Annotated in this window: 22 protein-coding genes; 11 read left to right on the forward strand and 11 right to left on the reverse strand. The window is 74.2% G+C overall.

Annotation, left to right across the window (positions count from 1 at the left end; genetic code table 11):
- The first annotated feature begins 25 nt into the window (after positions 1-25).
- From AC0693_RS17420 to AC0693_RS17435, 4 genes are all read left to right on the forward strand, one after another.
- Positions 26-2,224: a molybdopterin oxidoreductase family protein gene (locus AC0693_RS17420; RefSeq protein WP_478802288.1), complete on the forward strand. Its 2,199-nt coding sequence runs from the start codon at positions 26-28 to the stop codon at positions 2,222-2,224.
- A 73-nt stretch (positions 2,225-2,297) separates the two neighbouring features.
- Positions 2,298-3,833, forward strand: a complete 1,536-nt coding sequence (locus tag AC0693_RS17425; RefSeq protein WP_478802289.1) for a CitMHS family transporter — start codon at positions 2,298-2,300, stop codon at positions 3,831-3,833.
- Positions 3,834-3,939: 106 nt separating this feature from the next.
- Positions 3,940-5,352 (forward strand): aldehyde dehydrogenase family protein, encoded by a 1,413-nt coding sequence (locus AC0693_RS17430; RefSeq protein WP_478802290.1) that lies wholly within the window; start codon positions 3,940-3,942, stop codon positions 5,350-5,352.
- A 26-nt stretch (positions 5,353-5,378) separates the two neighbouring features.
- Positions 5,379-6,458 (forward strand): Zn-dependent alcohol dehydrogenase, encoded by a 1,080-nt coding sequence (locus tag AC0693_RS17435; RefSeq protein ID WP_478802291.1) that lies wholly within the window; start codon positions 5,379-5,381, stop codon positions 6,456-6,458.
- Positions 6,459-6,861: 403 nt separating this feature from the next.
- On the opposite strand, the gene AC0693_RS17440 is transcribed toward AC0693_RS17435, so the two are convergent.
- Positions 6,862-7,506 (reverse strand): TetR/AcrR family transcriptional regulator, encoded by a 645-nt coding sequence (locus AC0693_RS17440; protein WP_356414440.1) that lies wholly within the window; start codon positions 7,504-7,506, stop codon positions 6,862-6,864.
- 90 nt (positions 7,507-7,596) lie between these two features.
- On the opposite strand from AC0693_RS17440, the gene AC0693_RS17445 reads away from it, so the two are divergent.
- From AC0693_RS17445 to AC0693_RS17455, 3 genes are all read left to right on the forward strand, one after another.
- Positions 7,597-8,754 (forward strand): acyl-CoA dehydrogenase family protein, encoded by a 1,158-nt coding sequence (locus AC0693_RS17445; protein ID WP_478802292.1) that lies wholly within the window; start codon positions 7,597-7,599, stop codon positions 8,752-8,754.
- Positions 8,755-8,850: 96 nt separating this feature from the next.
- Positions 8,851-9,162: a YiaA/YiaB family inner membrane protein gene (locus AC0693_RS17450; RefSeq protein ID WP_356414434.1), complete on the forward strand. Its 312-nt coding sequence runs from the start codon at positions 8,851-8,853 to the stop codon at positions 9,160-9,162.
- Between the two features lie 124 nt (positions 9,163-9,286).
- Entirely contained in the window at positions 9,287-9,913 is a 627-nt protein-coding gene (locus tag AC0693_RS17455; RefSeq protein ID WP_468470930.1) for a TetR/AcrR family transcriptional regulator, read from the forward strand.
- A 98-nt stretch (positions 9,914-10,011) separates the two neighbouring features.
- Here the strand turns inward: AC0693_RS17455 and AC0693_RS17460 are convergent, their stop codons facing one another.
- Positions 10,012-10,473 carry a MaoC family dehydratase gene (locus tag AC0693_RS17460; RefSeq protein WP_356414428.1) on the reverse strand — a complete coding sequence of 154 codons (462 nt, stop codon included), beginning with the start codon at positions 10,471-10,473 and terminating at the stop codon, positions 10,012-10,014.
- Positions 10,474-10,634: 161 nt separating this feature from the next.
- Between AC0693_RS17460 and soxR the strand changes: the two genes are divergently transcribed.
- Positions 10,635-11,093: a redox-sensitive transcriptional activator SoxR gene (soxR, locus tag AC0693_RS17465; RefSeq protein WP_356414425.1), complete on the forward strand. Its 459-nt coding sequence runs from the start codon at positions 10,635-10,637 to the stop codon at positions 11,091-11,093.
- Between the two features lie 51 nt (positions 11,094-11,144).
- On the opposite strand, the gene AC0693_RS17470 is transcribed toward soxR, so the two are convergent.
- The 3 genes from AC0693_RS17470 to AC0693_RS17480 all read right to left on the reverse strand — a co-directional run bounded on the left by AC0693_RS17470 (position 11,145) and on the right by AC0693_RS17480 (position 14,542).
- A complete protein-coding gene (locus AC0693_RS17470; RefSeq protein WP_356414422.1) occupies positions 11,145-11,687 on the reverse strand; it encodes a hypothetical protein in 543 nt (180 codons plus the stop codon).
- 139 nt (positions 11,688-11,826) lie between these two features.
- A complete protein-coding gene (locus AC0693_RS17475) occupies positions 11,827-13,161 on the reverse strand; it encodes a serine-threonine protein kinase (RefSeq protein WP_478802293.1) in 1,335 nt (444 codons plus the stop codon).
- Between the two features lie 124 nt (positions 13,162-13,285).
- Positions 13,286-14,542 carry an exo-beta-N-acetylmuramidase NamZ family protein gene (locus tag AC0693_RS17480; protein ID WP_478802294.1) on the reverse strand — a complete coding sequence of 419 codons (1,257 nt, stop codon included), beginning with the start codon at positions 14,540-14,542 and terminating at the stop codon, positions 13,286-13,288.
- A gap of 273 nt (positions 14,543-14,815) precedes the next feature.
- On the opposite strand from AC0693_RS17480, the gene AC0693_RS17485 reads away from it, so the two are divergent.
- The 3 genes from AC0693_RS17485 to AC0693_RS17495 are packed head-to-tail and all read left to right on the forward strand — an operon-like array spanning position 14,816 to position 18,211.
- The gene (locus tag AC0693_RS17485) at positions 14,816-15,682 is read left to right on the forward strand and encodes an SDR family oxidoreductase (protein WP_469318855.1); all 867 of its coding nucleotides are present in this window, start codon (positions 14,816-14,818) and stop codon (positions 15,680-15,682) included.
- Positions 15,679-17,481, forward strand: a complete 1,803-nt coding sequence (locus AC0693_RS17490; RefSeq protein ID WP_478802295.1) for a class I adenylate-forming enzyme family protein — start codon at positions 15,679-15,681, stop codon at positions 17,479-17,481. The genes AC0693_RS17485 and AC0693_RS17490 overlap by 4 nt, the downstream gene beginning before the upstream one ends.
- Before the next feature lie 55 nt (positions 17,482-17,536).
- On the forward strand, positions 17,537-18,211 hold the full coding sequence (locus AC0693_RS17495) for a TetR/AcrR family transcriptional regulator (RefSeq protein WP_356414408.1): 675 nt from the start codon (positions 17,537-17,539) through the stop codon (positions 18,209-18,211).
- A gap of 62 nt (positions 18,212-18,273) precedes the next feature.
- On the opposite strand, the gene AC0693_RS17500 is transcribed toward AC0693_RS17495, so the two are convergent.
- The 6 genes from AC0693_RS17500 to AC0693_RS17525 all read right to left on the reverse strand — a co-directional run bounded on the left by AC0693_RS17500 (position 18,274) and on the right by AC0693_RS17525 (position 23,263).
- Positions 18,274-19,527 (reverse strand): acyl-CoA dehydrogenase family protein, encoded by a 1,254-nt coding sequence (locus AC0693_RS17500; RefSeq protein ID WP_478802296.1) that lies wholly within the window; start codon positions 19,525-19,527, stop codon positions 18,274-18,276.
- Between the two features lie 11 nt (positions 19,528-19,538).
- On the reverse strand, positions 19,539-20,570 hold the full coding sequence (locus AC0693_RS17505) for a phosphotransferase family protein (protein ID WP_478802297.1): 1,032 nt from the start codon (positions 20,568-20,570) through the stop codon (positions 19,539-19,541).
- A 145-nt stretch (positions 20,571-20,715) separates the two neighbouring features.
- The gene (locus AC0693_RS17510) at positions 20,716-21,627 is read right to left on the reverse strand and encodes an MBL fold metallo-hydrolase (protein WP_478802298.1); all 912 of its coding nucleotides are present in this window, start codon (positions 21,625-21,627) and stop codon (positions 20,716-20,718) included.
- A gap of 141 nt (positions 21,628-21,768) precedes the next feature.
- The gene (locus AC0693_RS17515; RefSeq protein ID WP_356414397.1) at positions 21,769-22,074 is read right to left on the reverse strand and encodes a DUF202 domain-containing protein; all 306 of its coding nucleotides are present in this window, start codon (positions 22,072-22,074) and stop codon (positions 21,769-21,771) included.
- The gene (locus AC0693_RS17520) at positions 22,071-22,469 is read right to left on the reverse strand and encodes a YidH family protein (RefSeq protein ID WP_356414394.1); all 399 of its coding nucleotides are present in this window, start codon (positions 22,467-22,469) and stop codon (positions 22,071-22,073) included. The genes AC0693_RS17515 and AC0693_RS17520 overlap by 4 nt, the downstream gene beginning before the upstream one ends.
- A gap of 254 nt (positions 22,470-22,723) precedes the next feature.
- Entirely contained in the window at positions 22,724-23,263 is a 540-nt protein-coding gene (locus AC0693_RS17525; protein WP_478802299.1) for an NUDIX hydrolase, read from the reverse strand.
- Positions 23,264-23,268 lie beyond the last annotated feature (5 nt).

The following is a 23,268-nucleotide window of genomic DNA, read 5'->3' on the forward strand; positions in this document are numbered from 1 at the left end:
GCAGCCTGCCGCCCCTGGAGGGCCCATGCCCCGTACCGCCCTGCGCATCTGCCCCCTGTGCGAGGCCACCTGCGGCCTCACCCTGACCATCGAGGGAACGGCCGTCACCGGCGCCCGCGGGGACCGGGACGACATCTTCAGCCGCGGGTTCATCTGCCCCAAGGGCGCCGCCTTCGGCGCCGTCGACGCCGACCCCGACCGGCTGCGCACCCCCCTCGTCCGCCGCGACGGCGAACTCCGGGAGGCCACCTGGGACGAGGCGTTCGACGCCATCGCCGCCGCCGTCCCCGCGATCACCGGACGCTACGGGCCCCAGTCCGTGGGCGTCGTCCTGGGCAACCCCAACACCCACACCATGGCCGGCGCCCTCTACCCGCCCGTGCTCCTCAAGACGCTCGCCACCCGCAACCTCTTCACCGCCAGCACCCTCGACCAGATGCCCAAGCACGTCTCCAGCGGCCTGCTCTTCGGCGACCCCTTCGCGATCCCCGTGCCGGACCTCGACCGCACCGACTTCCTGCTGCTCATCGGCGCCAACCCGGTCGAATCCAACGGCTCCCTGTGCACCGCCCCCGACTTCCCCGGGCGGCTCAAGGCCCTGCGCGCCCGCGGCGGCACCCTCGTCGTCGTCGACCCGCGCCGCACGCGCACCGCGCGCCTGGCGGACCGCCACCTCGCGCCCCGCCCCGGCAGCGACGCCCTGCTGCTCGCGGCGCTCGCGCACACCCTGCTCGGCGAGAAGCTCACCGACCCCGGAGCGCTCGCCGAACACCTCGACGGACTCGAGGAACTCTCCGAAGCCCTCCGCGCGTTCACCCCGGAAGAGGTCGCCCCCGCCTGCGACCTGACCGCCGAGGAGATCCGGCAGCTGGCCCGCGACCTGGCCGCCGCCCCGACCGCCGCCGTCTACGCCCGCATCGGCAGCTGCACCGTCGCCCACGGCACCCTGGCCAGCTGGCTGGTCGACGTACTGAACGTGCTCACCGGCAACCTCGACCGCCCCGGCGGCGCGCTGTTCCCGCTCTCCGCGACCGCCGCGGCGCCCCGTCCGGCCGGTCCCGGCCGGGGGTTCGCGCTGGGCCGCTGGGCCAGCCGGGTCTCCGGCCACCCCGAGGCCAAGGGCGAACTGCCCATGACCGCCCTCGCGGAGGAGATCGAGACCCCGGGGGAGGGGCAGGTCCGGGTGGTGATCGCCGTCGCCGCCAACCCGGTGCTGTCCGCGCCCGACGGGGACCGGCTCGACCGCGCCCTGTCCGGGCTCGACTTCATGGTCTCGGTGGACCCCTACCTCAACGAGACCTCGCGCCACGCCCATGTCGTGCTGCCCCCGCCGCCGCCCGCCCAGAGCGCCCACTTCGACTTCGCGTTCAACGGTTTCGCCGTCCACAACCAGGCCCGCTACTCGCCCCCCGCCATCCCGCTGGAGGAGGGGCGGATGGACGAGTGCGAGATCCACGCCCGGCTGATCCTCGCCGTCTCCGGGCAGCACGGCGCGGACCCCGGCGCCGTCGACGACCTGGTCATCGCCGACACCGCGGCGCGGGCCGCCGCAGATCCGCGCTCACCGCTAGCCGGCGCGGACCCGCAGGCATGGGCGCGGACCCTCGCGGGCGGGACCGGCCCCGAGCGGCGGCTCGACATGATGCTGCGGCTGGGCCCCTACGACCTCACCCTCGACGACCTGCGCCGCGCTCCGCACGGCGTGGACCTCGGCCCCCTCGGCTCCCGGCTGCCGGGCCCGCTGAAGACCCGCAGCGGCAGGATCGAGCTGCTGCCGGAGCCGATCGCCGCCGACCTGCCCCGGCTGCGCGCCGCGCTCGCCGACCGTCCTACCGCCCTCGTCCTCGTGGGCCGGCGCCACCTGCGGTCCAACAACAGCTGGCTCCACAACGTCCCCGCCCTGACCGGCGGTTCCAACCGCTGCACCCTGCACGTCCACCCCGACGACGCCGGCCGCCTCGGCCTCGCCGACGGCGGCCGGGCCAGGATCACCGCCGACGGCGGCAGCCTGGAGGTCCCGGTCGAGGTCACCGACACCGTCCGCGCCGGGGTGGTCAGCCTGCCGCACGGCTGGGGCCATGACCGGCCCGGTACCCGCACGGGAGCGGCGGCGAAGGTGCCGGGAGCCAACGTCAACCAGCTCCTCGACGGCTCCCGGCTCGACCCGCTGTCGGGGACCGCCGTGCTCAACGGCTTTCCCGTGGAGCTGGCGCCCCTGCCCTGAGCTGGGGTTTTGCTCGTATTGCTCACGCGCCGACGTCTTGTTGGGGTGACCGGGGGACACCTACCTTCCCAGCATGCTGACCTTCCTCGGCTTCGCCATGATCGCGACCTTCCTGGTCCTGATCATGATGAAGAAAATGTCGCCGATCGCGGCGCTCGTCCTCATTCCCGCGCTCTTCTGCGTGTTCGCCGGCAAGGGCGCGCACCTGGGCGACTACGTCATCGACGGCGTCGGCAAACTCGCGCCGACCGCCGCCATGCTCATGTTCGCCATCGTCTACTTCGGCGTGATGATCGACGTGGGCCTCTTCGACCCGGTCGTCCGCGGCATCCTGCGCTTCTGCAAGGCCGATCCGATGCGGGTGGTGGTCGGTACGGCGGTGCTGGCCGCGATCGTCTCGCTCGACGGGGACGGCTCGACCACCTTCATGATCACGGTGTCGGCGATGTACCCGCTCTACAAGCGGCTCGGCCTCAGCCTGGTCGTCATGACCGGGGTCGCCGCCACCGCGAACGGGGTCATGAACACCCTCCCGTGGGGCGGCCCGACCGCCCGCGCCGCGACCGCGCTCAAGCTCGACGCGTCGGACATCTTCGTACCGATGATCCCGGCCCTGGCGGTCGGCCTGCTGTGCGTCTTCGTCCTGGCGTACGTCCTCGGGCTGCGCGAGCGCCGCCGGGTGGGCGCGCTGTCGCTCCCCGGCGCGGCCGACGCCCACTCCGACGCCCACTCCGACGCCCACTCCGATTCCGACTCCGACGCCGAGGTCGGCTCGCACGTCGAAGCAGGGCGGCTGGTGGCGGCCGGTACGGGCGCCACCGCACCCGCGGGACAGGCTCACGCCGGAGCCGGAGCCGGAGCCGGAGCCGGAGCCGGAGCCGGAGCCGGAGCCGGATCCGGAGCCGGAGCGGAGGCGGGGGCTGTCGATGCCGCGGCCGCCGGTCCCGGCGCGCCCGACGACGACGCCTTCCAGGGGCTGGATACCGCGCGGGCCACCCTGCGGCCCCGGCTCTACTGGTTCAACGCCGCCCTCACCGTCGTCCTGCTCACCGCCATGATCATGGAGTTGCTGCCCATCCCGGTGCTGTTCCTCCTCGGCGCTGCCCTCGCCCTCACCGTGAACTACCCGAAGATGGCCGACCAGAAGGCCCGTATCGCCGCGCACGCCGACAACGTCCTCAACGTCGCGGGCATGGTCTTCGCCGCCGCCGTCTTCACCGGTGTCCTCACCGGCACCGGCATGGTCAAGGACATGGCGGCCTGGCTGGTCGGGGCGATCCCGGACGGCATGGGCCCGCACATGGCGCTGGTCACGGGACTGCTCAGCCTGCCGCTCACCTACTTCATGTCGAACGACGGCTTCTACTTCGGCGTCCTGCCCGTGCTGGCGGAGGCGGGGGCCGCCCACGGGGTCTCGCCGCTCGCGATCGCCCGCGCCTCCCTGGCCGGTCAGGCCCTGCACATGTCCAGCCCGCTGGTCCCGGCCGTCTACGTCCTCGTGGGCATGGCCAAGGTCGAGTTCGGCGACCACACCCGCTTCACCGTGAAGTGGGCGGCCCTCACGTCGCTCGTCGTCCTCGCGGCGGGGATGCTTTTCGGCACCGTCTGACCCTGGCGCACAGAAAACTACCGACGCTAGTTTGTAGGGTGGCCGCGACGTCCATGCGGTCCAAGCGGTCCATGTGGTTCACGCGCTCGTGCTCGGGAGGAATGCGATGAAGGCCCACGACGGGATGTACATCGGCGGGGAATGGCGGCCCGCCGCCGGACAGGACCGGATCGAGGTCGTCAACCCGGCCGACGAGCAGGTCATCGCCACCGTCCCGGCCGGGACCGGGGAGGACGTGGACGCGGCGGTCCGGGCGGCCAGGACCGCCTTCCCCGGCTGGGCGGCCACCCCGCCCGCGGAGCGGGCCGCACGGATAGCGGCCCTGCGGGACGTCCTGATCGCCCGCAAGGGCGAGATCGCGCAGACCATCACCGCGGAGCTCGGCTCCCCGCTCGGCTTCTCCGAGATGGTCCACGTCGGGGCGCCCATCGCCGTGGCCGACTCCTACGCCGAACTGGGTGCGACGTACGCCTTCGAGGAGCGCATCGGCAACTCCACCGTCCTGCTCGAACCGGTCGGCGTGGTCGGGGCCATCACCCCCTGGAACTATCCCCTGCACCAGGTCGTTGCCAAGGTGGCACCCGCTCTCGCCGCCGGCTGCACCGTCGTCCTCAAGCCCGCCGAGGACACCCCGCTCACCGCACAGCTCTTCGCCGAAGCCGTGCACGAGGCGGGCATTCCCGCCGGCGTCTTCAATCTGGTGACCGGGACCGGCCCGGTCGCCGGGCAGGCACTCGCCGCGCACCCCGGGGTGGACCTGGTCTCCTTCACCGGCTCGACCGCCGTCGGCAAGCAGATCGGCGCCACCGCGGGCGCGGCCGTCAAGCGCGTCGCCCTCGAACTGGGCGGCAAATCGGCCAATGTCATCCTGCCCGGGGCCGACCTCGCCAAGGCGGTCGCGGCCGGAGTGGGCCACGTCATGAACAACGCCGGCCAGAGCTGCAACGCCCTGACCCGGATGCTCGTCCACCGCGACGACTACGAGGAAGCCGTCACCCTCGCCGCCGCCGCGGTGGCCAAGTACGCCATCGGCGATCCGCGCGACCCGGCCACCCGCCTCGGCCCGGTCGTCAACGCCAAGCAGCACGAGCGCGTCCGCGGCTACATCGCCCGGGGCGTCGAGGAGGGCGCCCGCCTGGTCGCGGGCGGCCCCGACGCGCCCGCCGAACGCGGCTACTTCGTCGCGCCCACCGTCTTCGCCGACGTCACGCCGGAGATGACCATCGCGCAGGAGGAGATCTTCGGCCCCGTCCTGTCGATCCTGGCCTACGCCGACGAGGACGAGGCACTGCGCATCGCCAACGGCACCGTCTACGGGCTGGGCGGAGCCGTGTGGGCGGCCGACGAGGAGAGCGCGGTCGCCTTCGCGCGCCGCATGGACACCGGCCAGGTGGACATCAACGGCGGCCGGTTCAACCCGCGCGCCCCCTTCGGCGGGTACAAGCAGTCCGGCGTCGGCCGCGAGCTGGGCCCGCACGGCCTGGCCGAGTACCTCCAGACCAAGTCCCTGCAGTTCTGAGCCCCGCGAACACGGAGACGACGATCATGGTCCGCGCCGCCATTCTGCCCGCCATCGGAGCACCCCTGGAGATCCGGGAGATCGTGCTCCCCGACCCCGGACCCGGGCAGGTCCGGGTCAAGCTCACTGCCGCCGGGGTCTGCCACTCGGACCTCTCCCTCACCAACGGCACCATGCGGGTGCCCGTACCCGCCGTCCTCGGCCACGAGGGGTCCGGGACCGTCCTCTCCGTCGGGGAGGGCGTCACCCACGTCGCGCCCGGCGACGGGGTGGTCCTCAACTGGGCCCCGTCCTGCGGGCAGTGCCACCACTGCTCGATCGGCGAGGTCTGGCTCTGCGTCAACGCCCTCGCGGGCGTCGGCGCGGTCTACGCCCACGACGCGCGGGGCACCGAACTGCATCCCGGGCTCAACGTGGCCGCCTTCGCGGAGGAGACGGTCGTCGCGGCCCGCTGCGTGCTGCCGGCGCCGGCCGGGGTCCCGCTCGCGGAGGCCGCGCTGCTGGGCTGCGCCGTCCTCACCGGGTACGGGGCCGTCCACCACAGCGCCCAGGTCCGGCCGGGGGAGTCCGTCGCCGTCTTCGGCGTCGGCGGGGTCGGCCTGGCCGCGCTCCAGGCGGCGCGGATCGCGATGGCGGGGCCGATCGTGGCCGTGGACGTCTCCCCGGCCAAGGAGGAACTGGCCCGGGCGGCCGGGGCCACGGAGTTCGTGCTGGCCTCCGACACCACCGCCAAGGAGATCCGCGGCCTCACCGGGGGCCGGGGGGTGGACGTCGCCGTCGAGTGCGTGGGGCGGGCCGAGACGATCCGGGGGGCCTGGGACTCCACCCGGCGGGGTGGGCGCACGACGGTCGTCGGGATCGGGGGCAAGGAGCAGCAGGTCTCCTTCCACGCCCTGGAGATCTTCCACTTCGCCCGTACCCTGACCGGCTGCGTCTACGGCAACAGTGATCCGGCCCGGGATCTGCCGGTGCTGGCGGCGCACGTGCGGGGTGGGCGGCTGGATCTTTCGGGGCTGGTCACCGACCGGATCGGGCTCGACGGGATTCCGGCCGCCTTCGAGGCGATGCTGGCGGGCAAGGGGGGCCGGTCCCTGGTCGTCTTCTAGCCGACCCCGGGCCCGCCCCCCGGCCCGGGCCCCGGTCTCGGGCGAGGGGTCCCGGCCCGGTGTGTGTGCCTGCGCGTGGGTGCCGGGCTGGTGCTGCCTCCGGCGGCGCCTCAAACGCCGGCGGGGCTGGATTTGGCTGGCCCTGGCCCGGTGTGTGTGCCTGCGCGTGGGTGCCGGGCTGGTGCTGCCTCCGGCGGCGCCTCAAACGCCGGCGGGGCTGGATTTGGCTGGCCCCGGTCCGGTGTGTGTGCCTGCGCGTGGGTCCTGGGCTGGTGCTGCCTCCGGCGGCGCCTCAAACGCCGGCGGGGCTGGATTTGGCTGGCCCTGGCCCGGTGCGTGCGCCTGCGCGTAGGTGCCGGGCCGGTGCTGCCTCCGTGGTCCCTCGTACGCCGGCGGGGCTGGTCTACTCGCCCCGCAAGGCCTCGTACTGGAGGGTCAGGCCGTCCAGGAGGGCCGTCAGGCCGGTTTCGAAGGCGCCTTGGTCGACTTCGCGCTGGCGGTCCGCCAGGAGGTGGGCCTGGCCGAGGTGGGGGTAGTCCGCCGGGTCGTACGCCGCCTCGTCGTCCACGAAACCTCGGGCGAAGGAGGCGACGGCCGAGCCCAGGATGAAGTAGCGCATCAGGGCGCCGATGCGGGTCGCCTGGGCGGGCGGCCAGCCCGCTTGCGTCATCGCGCCGAACACCGCGTCGGCGACCCGCAGGCCGGCCGGCCGCCGCCCCGGCCCCCGGGCCAATACCGGCACGATGTGGGGGTGGTCGGCCAGTGCGTCCCGGTAGGAGTGCGCCCAGTCGGCCAGCGCCGTGCGCCAGTCGCGGGGGTCTCCGGCCTCGAACATCGACAGGTCGACCCGCGCGCTCACCGCGTCCGCCACCGCCTCCAGGATCTGGTCCTTGGTGCGGAAGTGGTTGTAGAGGGAGGGGCCGCTGACCCCCAGGGCCGCGGCCAGCCGCCGGGTCGAGACCGCCTCCAGTCCCTCCGCGTCCACGAGCGCGCCCGCCGCCTCGACGATGCGTTCTCTGCTCAGGAGGGGCTTGCGCGGTCTGGCCATGCGCCACATAGTAGGGCCTGCCCGAATTAAACTAGCGGCGCTAATTTAAGGCGTCGTCCCATGCGTCCGAGCGACGTGCGAGGGGTGGCCATGAACCTGGAACTCAGCGAGGAGCAGACGGCGGTCCGCCGGCTCGCGCGCGACTTCGCCGACCGCGAGATCGCCCCGTACGCCGCCGCGTGGGACCGCGCCGAGAGCGTGGACCGGGGGATCGTCGAGAAGCTCGGCTCCGTCGGCTTCCTCGGCCTGACCGTCCCCGAGGAGTACGGCGGCTCCGGCGGCGACCACCTCTCCTACGTCCTGGTGACCGAGGAACTCGGCCGCGCCGACTCCGCCGTGCGCGGCATCGTCTCCGTCTCCCTCGGCCTGGTCGCCAAGACCATCGCGGCCTGGGGCGACGAGGAGCAGAAGCGGTCCTGGCTGCCGCGGCTGTGCTCCGGCGACGCCCTCGGCTGCTTCGGCCTCACCGAGCCCGGCACCGGCTCCGACGCGGGGAACCTCACCACCCGCGCCGTCCTCGACCCGGCCACCGGCACGTACACCGTCAACGGCGCCAAGCAGTTCATCACCAACGGCACCTGGGCCGACGTCGTCCTCCTTTTCGCCCGCACCAACGACGAGCCGGGCCACCGCGGCGTCTCCGCCTTCCTCGTCCCGGCCGACGCCCCCGGCCTGACCCGCCGCGAGATCCACGGCAAACTCGGCCTGCGCGGCCAGGCCACCGCCGAACTCGCCTTCGAGGACGTGCGCGTGCCCGCCACCGCCATGCTCGGCCCCGAGGGCAAGGGCTTCTCCGTAGCGATGTCCGCGCTGGCCAAGGGCCGGATGTCGGTCGCCGCGGGCTGCGTCGGCATCGCGCAGGCCGCGCTGGACGCCGCCCTCGCGTACGCCGCCGAGCGCGAGCAGTTCGGCAAGCCGATCGCCGGTCACCAGCTCGTCCAGGAGCTGATCGCGGACATCTCCGTGGACGTGGACGCCGCCCGGCTGCTCACCTGGCGCGTCGCCGACCTCATCGACCGCGGGCTCCCCTTCGCGGCCGAGTCCTCCACCGCCAAGCTCTTCGCCTCGGAGGCCGCCGTCCGCGCCGCGAGCAACGCCCTCCAGGTGCACGGCGGTTACGGCTACATCGACGAGTACCCGGCGGGCAAGCTCCTGCGCGACGCCCGCGTGATGACCCTCTACGAAGGCACCAGCCAGATCCAGAAGCTGCTCATCGGCCGCGCCCTCACCGGTGTCTCGGCCTTCTGAGCGCCCGCCGCGCGGCCTCCCGCGAGCCGTTCCTGAGTACGCACATGAGTACGCGAGCGGATTACCCCCGCCGCCCCGGCTCGCGATGCTGGAGCCATGAACGAGACACCGGTCAAGCAGCAGAACACGGGGGCCTACTACGGCCAGGCCGTCGCCTCCTTCGGCGTCGCGATGGGCGCCGTCGCCCTGGGGATCTACAACCTGGAGGCGAACGCCTGGGTCCGGGCCTTCCTCGGCATCGCGGTGCTCTACCTCACCACCTCCGCCTTCACGCTCGCCAAGGTGGTCCGCGACCGCCAGGAGGTGACCCAGATCGTCACCCGGGTCGACCAGGCGCGGATGGAGAAGATCATGACGGAGTACGACCCCTTCACGCCGCGGCCGCCGAAGCCCGCGCAGGAGCGCTGAGCGCGGCGCCGGCCGCGGAGCGTCATCGCCGTGCCGGCGCCGGACGACCTAAGCGCTTGCTCACCCTCCGGTAAGGTGTTCACTTCCACACGGGGACGAGCAGGGCGAAGAGGGTGAGCGGGCGATGGACATCGCGGACCAGGCGACGACCGGCGGCTACCGGCCGTGGTCGGAGGTCACCCCCGACGCCGCGCGCCGGCTGCTGCTCGCGGCCGTCGAGGCCTTTGCGGAGCGCGGCTACCACGCCACCACCACGCGGGACATCGCCGGCCGGGCCGGGATGAGCCCGGCCGCGCTGTACATCCACTACAAGACCAAGGAAGAGCTGCTCCACCGGATCAGCCGGATCGGCCACGACAAGGCCCTGGAGATCCTGGAGACGGCCGCGGACGGCGCCGGCACCGCCGCCGAGCGGCTTGACGCCGCCGTCCGGTCCTTCGTGCTGTGGCACGCCGCGCACCACACCACCGCGCGGGTGGTCCAGTACGAGCTCGATGCTCTCGCTCCGGAGCACCGCTCCGAGATCGTGGCTCTGCGCCGCCGCAGCGACGCCGCCGTCCGCCGGATCCTCGCCGACGGGGTGCGCGCGGGGGAGTTCGACGTCCCGGACGTGCCCGGCACCACCCTCGCCGTGCTGTCGCTGTGCATCGACGTGGCCCGCTGGTTCAGCGCGTCCGGGCAGCGCACGCCCGAGGAGGTCGGCGCCCTCTATGCCGGCCTCGTGCTCCGCATGGTCGGGGCGCGCCCGTGACGCCGTAGCGCCGCCCGGGTCATTGCGCCTCCGCCTCCCTGATCCGCCGCGCCGGCCGACCGCCGGCCGCCCGCGCCGGCCGCCCGCCCCGGCCGCCGTTAGAAGTAGTACCGCGACACCGTCTCCGCCACGCACACCGGCTTGTCGCCGCCCTCGCGCTCGATCGTCACGGTCGCGGCGACCTGTACCCCGCCGCCCGCCTCCGTGACGGCGGTGATCACCGCGGTGGACCGCAGCCGCGAGCCGACCGGCACCGGCGCCGGGAAGCGCACCTTGTCCACCCCGTAGTTGATGCCCATCTTCATGCCCTCGACCCGCATGGTCTGCGGCACCAGCGTCGGCAGCAGCGCCAGCGTCAGGTAGCCGTGCGCGATGGTCGTCCCGAAGGGCCCCGACGCGGCCCGCTCCGGGTCGACGTGGATCCACTGGTGATCGCCGGTGGCGTCCGCGAAGAGGTCGATGCGCTTCTGGTCGATCTCCAGCCACTCGCTCGGCCCGAGCGGCTCACCGACCCCTGCGCGCAGCTCCTCGGCGGACGTGAAGATCCTGGGCTCGGCCATGCGGGTGCCCCTGCCTCTCAACAGCTGTCGATCAACGGAATAAGCGCTTGCTCAGCATGCTGGGGCCGCAAGGCTCTGTCAACGGACGCCCGGGCCCACCGCCCCCCACGGCCTCCGGCACCCCCACCGCACCCCCGACGGCACCGACTACGCTCGGCCGGGTGCCGCAGATTCCCGAAAACGTCCACGAACTCACCGTCGGCCAGCTGTCCGCGCGCAGCGGCGCGGCGGTCTCCGCGCTCCACTTCTACGAGACCAAGGGCCTGATCAGCAGCCGCCGCACCGCGGGCAACCAGCGCCGCTACACCCGTGACGCCCTGCGCCGGGTCGCCTTCGTCCGCGCCGCCCAGCGCGTCGGCATCCCGCTGGTCACCATCCGCGAAGCCCTGGCCCAGCTGCCGGAGGAGCGCACCCCCACCCACGAGGACTGGGCCCGGCTGTCCGAGAACTGGCGCGCCGAACTCGATCAGCGGATCGAGCAGCTCAGCCGCCTGCGCGACCACTTGAGCGACTGCATCGGCTGCGGCTGCCTCTCCCTGGAGACCTGCGTGCTGTCCAACCCGGGCGACGTCTTCGGCGACCGCATCACCGGCTCCCGCCTCTACGTCACGCCCCGGTAACCCCGTACGGGCAGCCCCGTCCGCACAACGCGGCAACCTACGGGCAGCCCCTCACGCCGTCTCCGCGAGCGCGGGTCTCGGCACCACGATTCCGCAGCCCGCGCACACCGGCCCGACCCAGTGCCCCGGCCCGGCCGGGGCCTGCCAGCGCAGCTCCTCGTCCCCGCACACCGGGCACCCCGTGCTTGGTTCCGACTCCAGCGCCTTCACCAGCCGCCGCAGCACCTCGCCCAGCGCGCCGTCGGGACGGACGTCCGGGTCGGCGCACCGCACCACCGCCTCGCCGCTCCACGCCCACTCCGGCCGGCGCAGCCCGTCGTGCTTCTCCCGCCGCCTGCGCTCGGCGAAGTGCCGCTCGTACTCCAGCCACACCGCCCGGGCGTCCTCCAGCTCCTCCAGCGCCGCGACCAGCCGGAGCGGGTCCGCGCCCCGGTCGTCGGGCCCGATCCCGTGCCGGTCGCACAGGTGCGACCAGGTCGCCCGGTGCCCGTACGGGGCGAACCGCTCCAGGCAGCGGCGCAGGGAATGGCGCCGCAGGGCCCGGTCGTTGGCCGCGTCGCGCACCTGGTACGCCAGACTACGGAAACCCGCCATCTCACCTGCACCTCCGTCGCGCTCGTGCTCGCATAGGGCATCGAGTGACGTCACATGTCGTTGATGTGCCCAACATGCCCGCCCATCCGCAGGCGCATGCGGGGGCGGTCGATGCGTGTGGGTGGCACATGGCCGGAAATCAGCGCCCCACGCGCCCCGCCAGGGTGACCAGACGGGCCAGTTCCTCGTGGCAGACGTCGCTGTGCGCCCCGGAAGGCGCCCCTCCGCGGCGCACCACGGACGCCGCGTCCACGCTGACGCATCCGGCCGCCGGCAGCCCGCCGCGCAGAGCCGCCTCCAGGGTCAGCCGCGCCGCTCCCGGGACCTCCTGGATGCCGTCGTGCCCCAGCGCGCCCCACCGGCTGTCGAAACCCGCGAAACCGGTCGCGTCCCCGGCCAGCCGGGAGGCCAGCGGGTAGAACACCTTCAGCGCCGTGTCGAAGTCCGAATGGCAGGCCACCACCGGACCGTCCACCCGCGCCTGCAGGCCGCGCAGGTCCCCCGCGCCCCGGCCGAACGGCAGCCGCGCGGCGAACGCGTAGTGGGAGAAGGCGGCTTGGAGCAGGGTCACCGAGCGCACGGGCAGCGGGCCGCCCTCGGGCATCGCGCGCAGTGCGAACGCCACCACCCGCGCCCCGAAGCTGTGCCCGATCAGGTGCACCCGCGGGCCGGTCCCGCCGCCCGCGGTCCGGGCCAGACCCGCCAGGACCGGGCCGAGCCCGTGCTCCCCGACGGCCCCCGCGCGCTTCTTCATCCGGTAGTAGGCGGCCTGCCGCAGCAGCTCCTTGGCCCCGTTCCAGAGCGAGTGCGCGGCGCTGCCGGGCGACAGCCCCCGCGCCCCCGGCTCCGGCGGCGCGCCGTCCAGCGCCCCGGTCTCCGCGAGGGCGTCCGTAAAGGCCCGGCACACCTCCAGCACGTCCGCCGTGAACATCAGGGGCACCCCACCGGATACGGCGGCATCCTGGCCCGGCGCTCCGTCCGTGCCGCTCAACTCCCGTATCAACGCACCGAACTCGACGAAGGCGGCGGTCGATTCCGGCTGCTCGTCCAGGAGCTCCGCCACCCGGTCCAGCTCGGCGTCCCGGCCCGGCCAGAACTCCCCGAGCGCCCGCCGCGTCGGCGGATCCAGCCGTATCGCGTAGCCGGCGCCGACGGCCGCTCCCTGGTGCTCGAAGTCCGGTGCCGGCTCGTCGGAGAAGGCCGTCGACGGCCAGAACACCCCCACGTACCCGGGCCGCACCCCCGGCCCCAGCAGTCCGGGGAACGGCGCGAAGAAGCGGTCGTAGAGCCGGGTCGAGGTGGCCCGGGAGCTGTTCCAGCCGTGCGCGAAGACCAGCAGGTCGGTCACGTCCAGCCCGGCCACCGCGTCCCGGCTCGCCGGATCCACGTCCCCGTCCGCGTCGAAGACCAGCTCCGCGTACGGCCGTACGCCCATCCCCGCGACCCCCGCGCCCGCCATCCCCGCACCCGCCATGACGTCCCCCTCCGCGTCGCACCGCCGGGCCGCCGCGCGGCCGGTGCCGACAGCATCCTGCGGCCGCCCCCGTCCGGCCAGACCCCCGGCCGGACCGCCGTACGCGCCCCGCGCGCGGCCGGGCTCAGCGGTAGAGCAGGTACCCCTCCCGCACCGCCGCGAACCGCGCCAGCCCCGCCTCCCAGTCCGCCGCGATCTCCGCGACCCCGGCCCCCGCGTCCACCATCCGCCGCACCCGGTCCGAGCCGGTCAGCCGGTCGATCCAGTGGTCCTCCCGCCACGCGAACCCGCTCCAGGCGCGGCGCGCGCTCACCAGCAGCCCGACCCCGGTCCGCACCGGGTCGAACGCCTCCGGATCGTGCACCAGCAGCCGCACCCCGCCGCACACGCGGCCCGCGTGCTTGGAGAAGGACGGCGTGAACCAGGCCTCCCGGAACCACACCCCCGCCAGCCCCAGCGCCTCCGCCTCCCGCGCCCACCGCCGGTCCACGCCCTCCGCGCCCAGCAGCTGGAAGGGGGTGGTGGTGCCCCGCCCCTCGGACAGGTTCGTCCCCTCGAACAGGCAGGTCCCGGCATACGCGAGCGCCGTCTCCGGGGTCGGCACGTTGGGGCTCGGCGGCACCCACGGCAGCCCCGTCGCCCCGAACCGCGCCCCGCGCCGCCAGCCGGACATCTGGACCGTGCGCAGCCGGGCCGGGCGCGCCGCCAGGAACTCGCCGTTGAACAGCAGCGCCAGCTCGGCCGCGGTCATCCCGTGCGCGAGCGCGATCGGCTCCCGGCCCACCCCGCTCGCGTACGCCCGCTCCAGCACCGGACCGGCGGCCCGCGCCCCGCCGACCGGATTGGGCCGGTCCAGCACCACCACGGCCTTGTCCGCCAGGGCCGCCGCCCGCATGCAGTCGTAGAGCGTCCAGATGTAGGTGTAGAACCGCGCCCCCACGTCCTGGACGTCGAAGACCACCGTGTCCACCCCGGCCGCGGTGAAGACGTCCGCCAGTGCCTGGCCGCTCTTGCCGTAGACGTCGTACACGGGCAGCCCGGTCGCCGGATCGCGCGCGGTCCCCTCCGACCCGCCCGCCTGCGCGGTCCCGCGGAACCCGTGCTCCGGCCCGAACACCGCGACCAGGCGCACCCGTTCGTCCGCGTGCAGTACGTCCACCAGGTGGCGCGCGTCGGCGGTGATCCCGGTGGGGTTGGTGAGCACGCCGACCCGCTGACCGGCGAGTTCCGCGTACCCGTCGGCCATCAGCCGCTCCAGCCCGGTCACCACCTGCTCCGGGGACTGCTCCGAGCCCGCCCGCGCGGGCGGCGCGGCTCCCACCACCCCGGCGGCGCCCAGTGCTCCGGCCACTCCCAGCAGTCCCCGCCGCGACAGTTCCATCGGCCCACGCTAGCGGGTGTCTGGTGGGTCTCCGCGGCGTCGCGACGCCCGACACGCGCTCTCGCCGCACCGGCCGAAAGCCAAGTACGCCCAGTACGCAGGCTTCCGGCCGGCACACCGAGAGCACGCACCGGACGCCGCTCCTTCCCCACGCAGACCCACCAGACACCCCCTGGGCGTCGGCACTCTTCCGTCCCGGCATACCGACTGGTTAGTCTGCCGTCGACCGGCGCGATCCGGCGCGGGCCGCGGCAGGCGACGAGGAGCGATCCAGTGGGCACGGACCAGTACGGCCGGCACGACGGACACGGGGACGACGGCCGAGGGGAGCGCGGGCAGGCGCAGGAGCGGGAGGACACCCGGGGCGGCGGCGTCCGGAACGCCCACGAGGGGGCGCGCGTCGTCGTCACCGGCGCGGGCGGCGGGATCGGCGCCGCCCTCGCGCGCCGGTTCGCCGCCGAGGGCGCGACCGTCGTGGTCAACGACCTCGACCCGGTCAAGGCCGCGGCCGTCGCGGCGGAGATCGGCCCCCGGGCGACCGCGCTGGCCGGTGACGCCTCGGCCGTCGCGGAGGCGGCCCGCGAGGCGCTCGGCGGGACGGTGGACGTCTACTGCGCGAACGCCGGGCTGGCCTCGGGCGGCGACGCCTTCGCCGACGAGGCGGTCTGGGACGCGGCCTGGCAGACGAACGTGATGGCCCACGTCCGTGCGGCCCGCGCGCTGCTGCCGCACTGGCTGGAGCGCGGGAGCGGCCGGTTCGTCTCCACCGTCTCGGCCGCCGGGCTCCTGACCATGATCGGGGCCGCGCCGTACAGTGTCACCAAGCACGGTGCACTCGCCTTCGCCGAATGGCTGTCGCTGACCTACCGCCACCGCGGGATCCGGGTCCACGCCATCTGCCCGCAAGGAGTGCGCACCGACATGCTGACGGCCGCGGGGTCCGCCGGTGAGCTGGTGCTCGCGCCGACCGCCATCGAGCCCGAGGCGGTCGCGGACGCCCTTTTCGAGGGCATGGCGCGGGACCGGTTCCTGATCCTCCCGCACCCCGAGGTCGCCGGGTACGCCGCCGCCCGCGCCGCCGATCCCGACCGCTGGCTCGCCGGGATGAACCACCTCCAGCAGAAGTGGGAGACGGAGTGACCCCGGACGCGCAGCCGCCTACGGACGCCCACCCGACCCGGGACACGCGCCCGGCCCCGACCCCGGACGCACACCCGGACGCGCACCCGGCCCCGGACGCGCCCTCCGGTGCCCGCCCGACGCAGCCCCCCGCGCCCGCCTCGCCGTACGCCGCGCGCCCCTGGCTCGGCCGGCTCACCGCCGCGCAGCGGGCCCCGGTGGATCCGCCGCCCACCGTGCTGCACGCCTTCCGCGCCGCAGTGGCCCGGGCCCCGGGCCGCACCGCGCTCGCCTACTTCGACGGGCGGATCGGCTACGCCGAGGCCGACGCGCTCTCCGACTCCGTCGCCGGGTACCTCGCGGAGCGCGGGGTGCGGGCCGGGGACCGGGTCGCGGTGATGCTCCAGAACACCCCCCACTTCGCGCTCGCCGCCCTGGCCGTCTGGAAGGCCGGGGCCGTCGTGGTCCCGCTCAACCCCATGTACAAGTCCGCCGAGGTGGGCCACATCCTGCGCGACTCCGGCGCCGCCGCGCTGGTGTGCGAGCCCCGCGCCTGGTCGGCGTACCTCGCCGCGGCGACCGCGGGCACGGACGTGCGGACCGTGCTCACCGCCAGTGACCTGGACTTCCAGAGCCGCGGCGACACGCGGGTCCTGGCACCGGAGCCGGAGCACGAGCCGCCGCCCCCCGGCGCCCCGGCCGAGGACTTCCTGACCGTGGCCCGCCGCGGTCACCCGGCGCCCGCCCTCCCCGGCACCGGACCCGCCGACACCGCCCTGATCAGCTACACCTCCGGCACCAGCGGCACCCCCAAGGGCGCCATGAACCCGCACGGTGCGGTCACCTACAACGCCGAGCGGCAGGTCACCGGGCACCCCGTCCCCGAGGGCGCCACCTACTTCGCCCTCGCCCCGCTCTTCCACATCACCGGCCTGGTCTGCGAACTCGCCGCCTGCTTCCGCAACGCGGGCACCCTCGCCCTGGCCCACCGCTTCGACGCCGGCGTGGTCCTGGACGCCTTCCTCGAACACCGCCCGGCCTACACCGTCGGCCCGGCCACCGCCTTCATGGCCCTGGCCGCCCACCCGGACGTGACCCGCGACCACTTCGCCTCCTTCCTGGTGGTCTCCTCCGGCGGGGCCCCGCTGCCGCCCGCGCTGGTCGAGCGGCTGCGCGCCGCCTTCGGCTGCTACCTCCGCAACGGCTACGGGCTGACCGAGTGCACCGCCCCCTGCGCCTCGGTGCCCCCGCACCTCGAAGCGCCGGTCGACCCCGCCTCCGGCACCCTCTCCGTCGGGCTGCCGGGCGCGGAGACGCTCGTCCGGATCCTCGACGAGCGGGGCGCCGAGGTGCCGCTCGGCGAGAGCGGCGAGATCGCCGTCCGCGGCCCCCAGGTGGTGCCGGGCTACTGGCGGCTGCCCGACGCCACCGCGACGGCCTTCCCGGACGGCGAGCTGCGCACCGGCGACGTGGGGTTCATGGACGCGGATGGCTGGCTCTATGTGGTCGACCGCAAGAAGGACATGATCAACGCCTCCGGTTTCAAGGTCTGGCCGCGCGAGGTCGAGGACCTGCTCTACACCCATCCGGCGGTCCGCGAAGCGGCCGTCGTGGGCGTTCCGGACCCGTACAGGGGGGAGAGTGTGAAGGCGTACGTCAGTCTTCGCCCCGGTATGTCCGTGGAGCCCGCCGAGCTGTCCGCGTACTGCGCCGAGCGGATCGCCGCGTACAAGTACCCGCGCCAGGTCGAGATCCTGCCTGTTCTCCCGAAGACGACCAGTGGCAAGATCCTGCGACGGGAACTGCGCGAGCGCGGCTGAAAACCAGCGGTGCGCGCGTCATGTCGTAGGTGAAGCCGAAGGGAAGGCGAAGGCCATGGAAACCAGGGAGCCCGCGCGGTCGCAGGAGTCCGCACGCCCGCAGGAGTCCAACCGGCCGCCCGAGGGGGCCGCACGGCCGAAGGAGTCCGCCGCCGCGCAGGACGCGCCGGTCCCGCAGCGGCTGCTGGCCGTCGCCACCCGGCTCTTCGCCGAGCGGGGCTACGACCGCACCTCGGTCCAGGAGATCGTGGAGGCGGCCGGGGTCACCAAGGGCGCGCTCTACCACTACTTCGGCTCCAAGGACGACCTGCTCCACGAGGTGTACGCGCGCATGCTGCGTCTCCAGCAGCAGCGGCTCGACGCGATCGCCGACTCGCCGGCCCCGGTCGAGGAGCGGCTGCGCGCGGCCGCGGCCGACGTGGTGGTCACCACGATCGAGAACCTCGACGACGCGATGATCTTCTTCCGGTCGATGCACCAGCTCAGCCCGGAGAAGTACAAGCAGGTACGGGCCGAGCGCCGGCGCTACCACGAGCGCTTCCGGGCCCTGGTCGAAGAGGGCCAGCTCGCCGGGGTCTTCGCCACCGCCACCCCCGCCGACCTGATCGTGGACTACCACTTCGGGTCGGTCCACCACCTGTCCACCTGGTACCGCGAGGACGGCCCGCTCACCCCGCAGCAGGTCGCCGACCACCTCGCCGACCTGCTGCTGCGCGCCCTGCGCCCCTGACGCCCGGTGACCCCGGTGCCCCCGGCCGGCGGGCCGGGGGCACCGGGTGTGCGCCCGGCGGGTCAGCGGTAGCGCTTGAGCTCCCGCCGGGCCAGCGAGCGCTGGTGCACCTCGTCCGGGCCGTCCGCGAGGCGCAGCGTCCGCGCCGCCGCCCACAGCTCCGCGAGCGGGAAGTCCTGGCTGACCCCGCCCGCCCCGTGCAGCTGCACCGCCTGGTCCAGGATCCCGACCACCGCGCGCGGGGTCGCGATCTTGATGGCCTGGATCTCGGTGTGCGCGCCCCGGTTGCCCACCGTGTCCATCAGCCAGGCCGTCTTCAGCACCAGCAGCCGCAGCTGCTCCACGGTCACCCGCGCGTCCGCGATCCAGTTCTGCACCACGCCCTGCGCGGCCAGCTCCTTGCCGAAGGCGGTCCGCGCCAGAGCGCGCCGGCACATCAGCTCGATGGCGCGCTCCGCCATCCCGATCAGCCGCATGCAGTGGTGGATGCGGCCCGGGCCGAGCCGGGCCTGGGCGATCGCGAAGCCGCCGCCCTCCTCGCCGATCAGGTGCGAGGCGGGGACCCGTACGCCGTCGAAGACCACCTCGGCATGGCCGCCGTGGTCGTGGTCCTGGTAGCCGTACACGCTCATCGCCCGCCGGATCTCGACGCCCGGGGCGTCGCGCGGCACCAGGATCATCGACTGCTGGCGGCGCGGATCGGCGTGGTCCGGGTCGGTCTTGCCCATCACGATGAACACGGCGCAGTCCGGGTTCATGGCTCCGGAGATGTACCACTTGCGGCCGGTGACCACGTAGCTCGCGCCGTCGGCGGACCGCTCGATCCGCGTCTCGACGTTGGTGGCGTCCGAGGACGCCACCTCCGGCTCGGTCATCGCGAACGCGGACCGGATCTCCCCGGCCAGCAGCGGCTCCAGCCACCGCTTCTTCTGCTCGTCGTCGCCGAACTGGGCCAGCAGCTCCATGTTCCCGGTGTCCGGGGCCGCGCAGTTGGTGGCCATGGGGGCCAGGTGCGGGCTGCGGCCGGTGATCTCGGCGAGCGGCGCGTACTGGAGGTTGGTCAGCCCGGCGCCGTACCGCTCGCCGTCGGCGCCCTGTCCGCCGGCGCCGTGCCCGTCCACGAAGAAGAGGTTCCACAGGCCCTGGCGGCGGGCCTCGGCCTTGAGCTCGCCGAAGACCGCCGGAGTGTCCCAGGGCGAGGCGAGCAGCGCCCGCTGCTCGGCCGCCACCGCCTCCGCCGGATAGACGTACTCGTCCATGAACGCGAGCAGCCGCTCGCGGAGTTCCTCGGTCCGGGCGTCGAATGCGAAGTCCATGAGCGCGTGCCTCAGCCTTCCTGGAGGGTCGTCAGACCGTGTGCGATGAAGACCGGGACCAGTTCGCCGATCCGGTCGAAACCCGCTCCCACGGTCTGGCCGAGGGTGAAGCGGTAGTGGATGCCTTCGAGGATCACCGCGAGTTTGAACCAGGCGAAGGCCGTGTACCAGGAGATCGCCCCGGTGTCCCGGCCCGAGCGGGCCGCGTACCGCTCGATCAGCTCGGCGGGCGCCGGGTGGCCGGGCGCGCCGCTCGTCGTGCTCACCGGGGACTCGGTCAGCCCCAGGTCGGAGCTGTACATGACCAGCAGCCCGAGGTCGGTCAGCGGATCGCCGAGGGTGGACATCTCCCAGTCCAGCACCGCGCGGATGGTGTCGTCAGGACCGCCGATCAGCACGTTGTCGAGCCGGAAGTCGCCGTGCACGACGGTCGGCGCGGGGGAGCGGGGCAGGGCCCGGCCGAGCGCTCCGTGCAGCTCGTCGATCCCGGCCAGCTCGCGCCCCCGGGAGGCCGCGAGCTGCTTGCCCCAGCGGCGCAGCTGCCGGTCGAGGAAGCCCTCGGGGCGGCCGAAGTCGCCGAGGCCCACCGCCTCCGGGTCCACCGCGTGCAGGTCGACCAGGGTGTCCACCAGGCCGAGCACCGCGCGCCGGGTCCGGTCGGGGCCGAGCGCGGCGAGCTGGTCCGCCGTGCGGTAGGGCACCCCCTCCACGTACTCCATGACGTAGAACGGGGCGCCGAGCACCGACTCGTCCTCGCAGAGCAGCAGCGCTCCGGGCACCGGCACGGCCGTGCCCGCCAGCGCCGCGATCACCCGGTGCTCGCGGCGCATGTCGTGCGCGGTGGCCAGGACGTGCCCGAGCGGCGGGCGGCGGACCACCCAGCGGCCGGCGCCGTCGGTGATCTCGTAGGTGAGGTTCGACCGGCCGCCCTCGATCAGCCGGCCGCTCAGTGGCCCGGTCACCAGTCCGGGCCGCGCGCGGTCGAGGTGGCCGCGCAGCCGCTCCAGGTCGAGACCCCGGGGGTCGGCCGGTGGTGTGGTCATGGTGCGGACCTCCGTGAAGGGTGGGCGGGTGCCGGTCGGCCGGGGGCAGGTGTCTCGGAGCCATCATGCCGACCAGTCGGTATGCCGTCCAGGGTGCGGACCGGAACTTCGCCCCCGAGGCCGCGGCCCGGTGCGCACTCCGCCGTCACGCGTGGCAGGCGACCGGCACCCCGCCGTTCATCACCGTCATGTCCCGCAGCACCGCCATGATGTCCAGCGGCTCCCCGAGGACGCCCCCGTCCAGCTCCGCGTACGCCCGGTGCAGGTTCGCCACCAGCCGCTCGCTCTCCCTCCAGTGCGCGAACTCCCCGAGGTCCGCCCGGCGCGCGGTCTCCAGCGGGGTGTCCCCGCGCTCGCGGCCCTCCCGGGCGAGGTGGTCGACGTAGCGCAGGTAGCGTTCGGTGGCCCCGTACGCCGACGGGTCCGTCAGCGGCCCGTGCCCCGGTACGACGGTCTCCGCGTCCAGGGCCCGCAGCAGCTCCAGCGCCCGCAGCGAGCCCGCCAGCGAACCCATCGCCAGGAACGGCGTGCCCTCGGCGAAGACCAGGTCCCCGGTGAAGACGGTCCGCTGCCGGGGCAGCCACACCACGGAGTCGCCGACGGTGTGCGCGACGCCCGGGTGCATCACCTCCACCTCGGTGTCGCCCACGTACACGGTGACGCGCTCGCTGTAGGTGAGGTCGGGAGCGGTCAGCGGAAGGGCCCCGAAGTCGGTCTCCGGCCAGATCAGTTCGAGCTGGCGGCCCGCGTCGAGCTGCTCCGAGCGGCACAGGTCGTGGCCGAGGACGAGGGCCTCGGGGGTGAACACGGCGTTGCCGTAGGTGTGGTCGCCGTGGTGGTGGGTGTTGACCACCGTGCGCGGCAGCGGTGACCCGGTCGACAGGACGGCGTCCCGCAGCGCCAGCGCCCGGCGCTCGGTGGCGGCGGTGTCGACCAGCAGGCTCCGGCCGCCGCCGGTCACGAGCCCGGCGTTGTTCAGACACCAGCCGCCGTCCGGCTGTATGTAGGCGAAGACGCCGGGCGCCGGCTGGACGAGGTAGGGCTTCTCTGCGGTCATCTGCGCTCTCCCCGGGTCGCGTTGACGGGCGGGCAGCATCCTGCCAGCCGGCGCGGGACCCGGGGAGGGCGGGGGCGGGCGGGGGTGCCGCGCCGCTCGTCGGAGCCGGTCAGTGACGTCCCGCGGTGCGCGGAAGCCCGGTCATCCGACCAGGCCGGCCGCGCACACCGCGAGGGCCACGGTCCCCAGGGCGGCCGCGAGCGCGGTGCGGGGGGCGAGCCCCGGGGGCCGTCCGTCCGCCAGCTCCGTCATCCTGCGGTGCGCCACCACCAGGAGCGCCAGCCAGACCACGACGATCACCGCCGTCACGGCCACCGCCGACGGCGACCCGGACCCGCGGAGCGCCTGCCGCACCCCCAGGACGGCGGTCACCGAGGCGCTCAGCGTCGTACGCCGCCACGCCATCCGGGTGCGTTCGGGCTGCAGCCCGGGGTCGCGCGCGCTCACCGCCCGGTCGTCCAGCCCATGAGGACGACCACCACCATCGCGACCGCGACCACCCCCACGCCGAGGCTCAGCACCACCGGGAACGGTGACAACGGCAGGTCCTCACCGCGCCGCATCGCGCGCTCGCAGCGCACCCAGTGGTTCACCGCGCGCAGCGCGCAGGCCGCACCGACCGCCAGGAGGACGAACGCCAGCCCGACCCGGACCGCCCAGCGCAGGTCCGGCAGGAACTGGTCCACCGCGAAGCCCCCGCCGACCAGGGCCAGCGCGGTCCGGATCCAGGCGAGGAAGGTCCGCTCGTTGGCGAGGGAGAACCGGTAGTCGGGGGTCGCCCCCTCGTCCCGCAGCCGCCGCGGGGCGAACCAGAGGCGCACGTCCCTGACGAAGTCGATCATCCGGCCAATCTAGCGGGCGGAGCGGGGTGATCGCGGGAGCGGTCGGGGCGGCTCGGGGTGGGCGGGCCGCGTCCGGGCCGGTGCCCCGCACGAGCGTCTCCTCGGCTCGCGGCCCCACCGGGTCGGAGAAGGGCACCAGTGGTGGCCGCTCGTCCTGCGGGGACACTCCTGCGTGTCCCCGTCCCGGCCGCGACCCGCCGTGTGCGCGGCCGATTGGTTCAGGCCCGGCCGCGACCCACCGTTTGGGGCCGGAGTCACGCCCTCCGCCGGTGCTGCTCCAGCCTTCGGTAGGCCTCCAGGCCGTCCGGTACCCAGGGCCAGGAACCGTCCGCCACCCGGCGGGTGAGCTCCGGCTCGTCCACGAAGGCGTACCAGTCCACCTCGGAGACCTGCGGGCGCACCGGCAGGTCGCAGCGGACCTCGTGCACGTACGACCACCAGGTGCCGCCCTCGCCCTCGTACAGGAACTTCAGCACCGGCTCCGGCTGCGCGAGCCCGCTCACCCCCAGCTCTTCCTCGGCTTCCCGCAGCGCGGCCGACGCGTAGCTCTCGCCCGCGCCCAGCACCCCGCCCACGAACATGTCGTAGCGGGACGGGAAGACCAGCTTCGTCGCGGTGCGCCGGTGCACGAAGATCCGCCCCTCGGGGTCCCGGACCCGGACGAACACGCAGCGGTGGATCAGGCCGCGGGCGTAGACCTCGGCCCGTCGGGCCCGGCCGGTCACCCGGTCCTCCCGGTCCACCACGTCCAGTACCTCGTCCGCCGGCTCTTCCACCGGGCTGTTGGTGTTCATGTCGG

The sequence above is a fragment of the Streptomyces sp. NPDC043876 genome, from assembly GCF_056435825.1.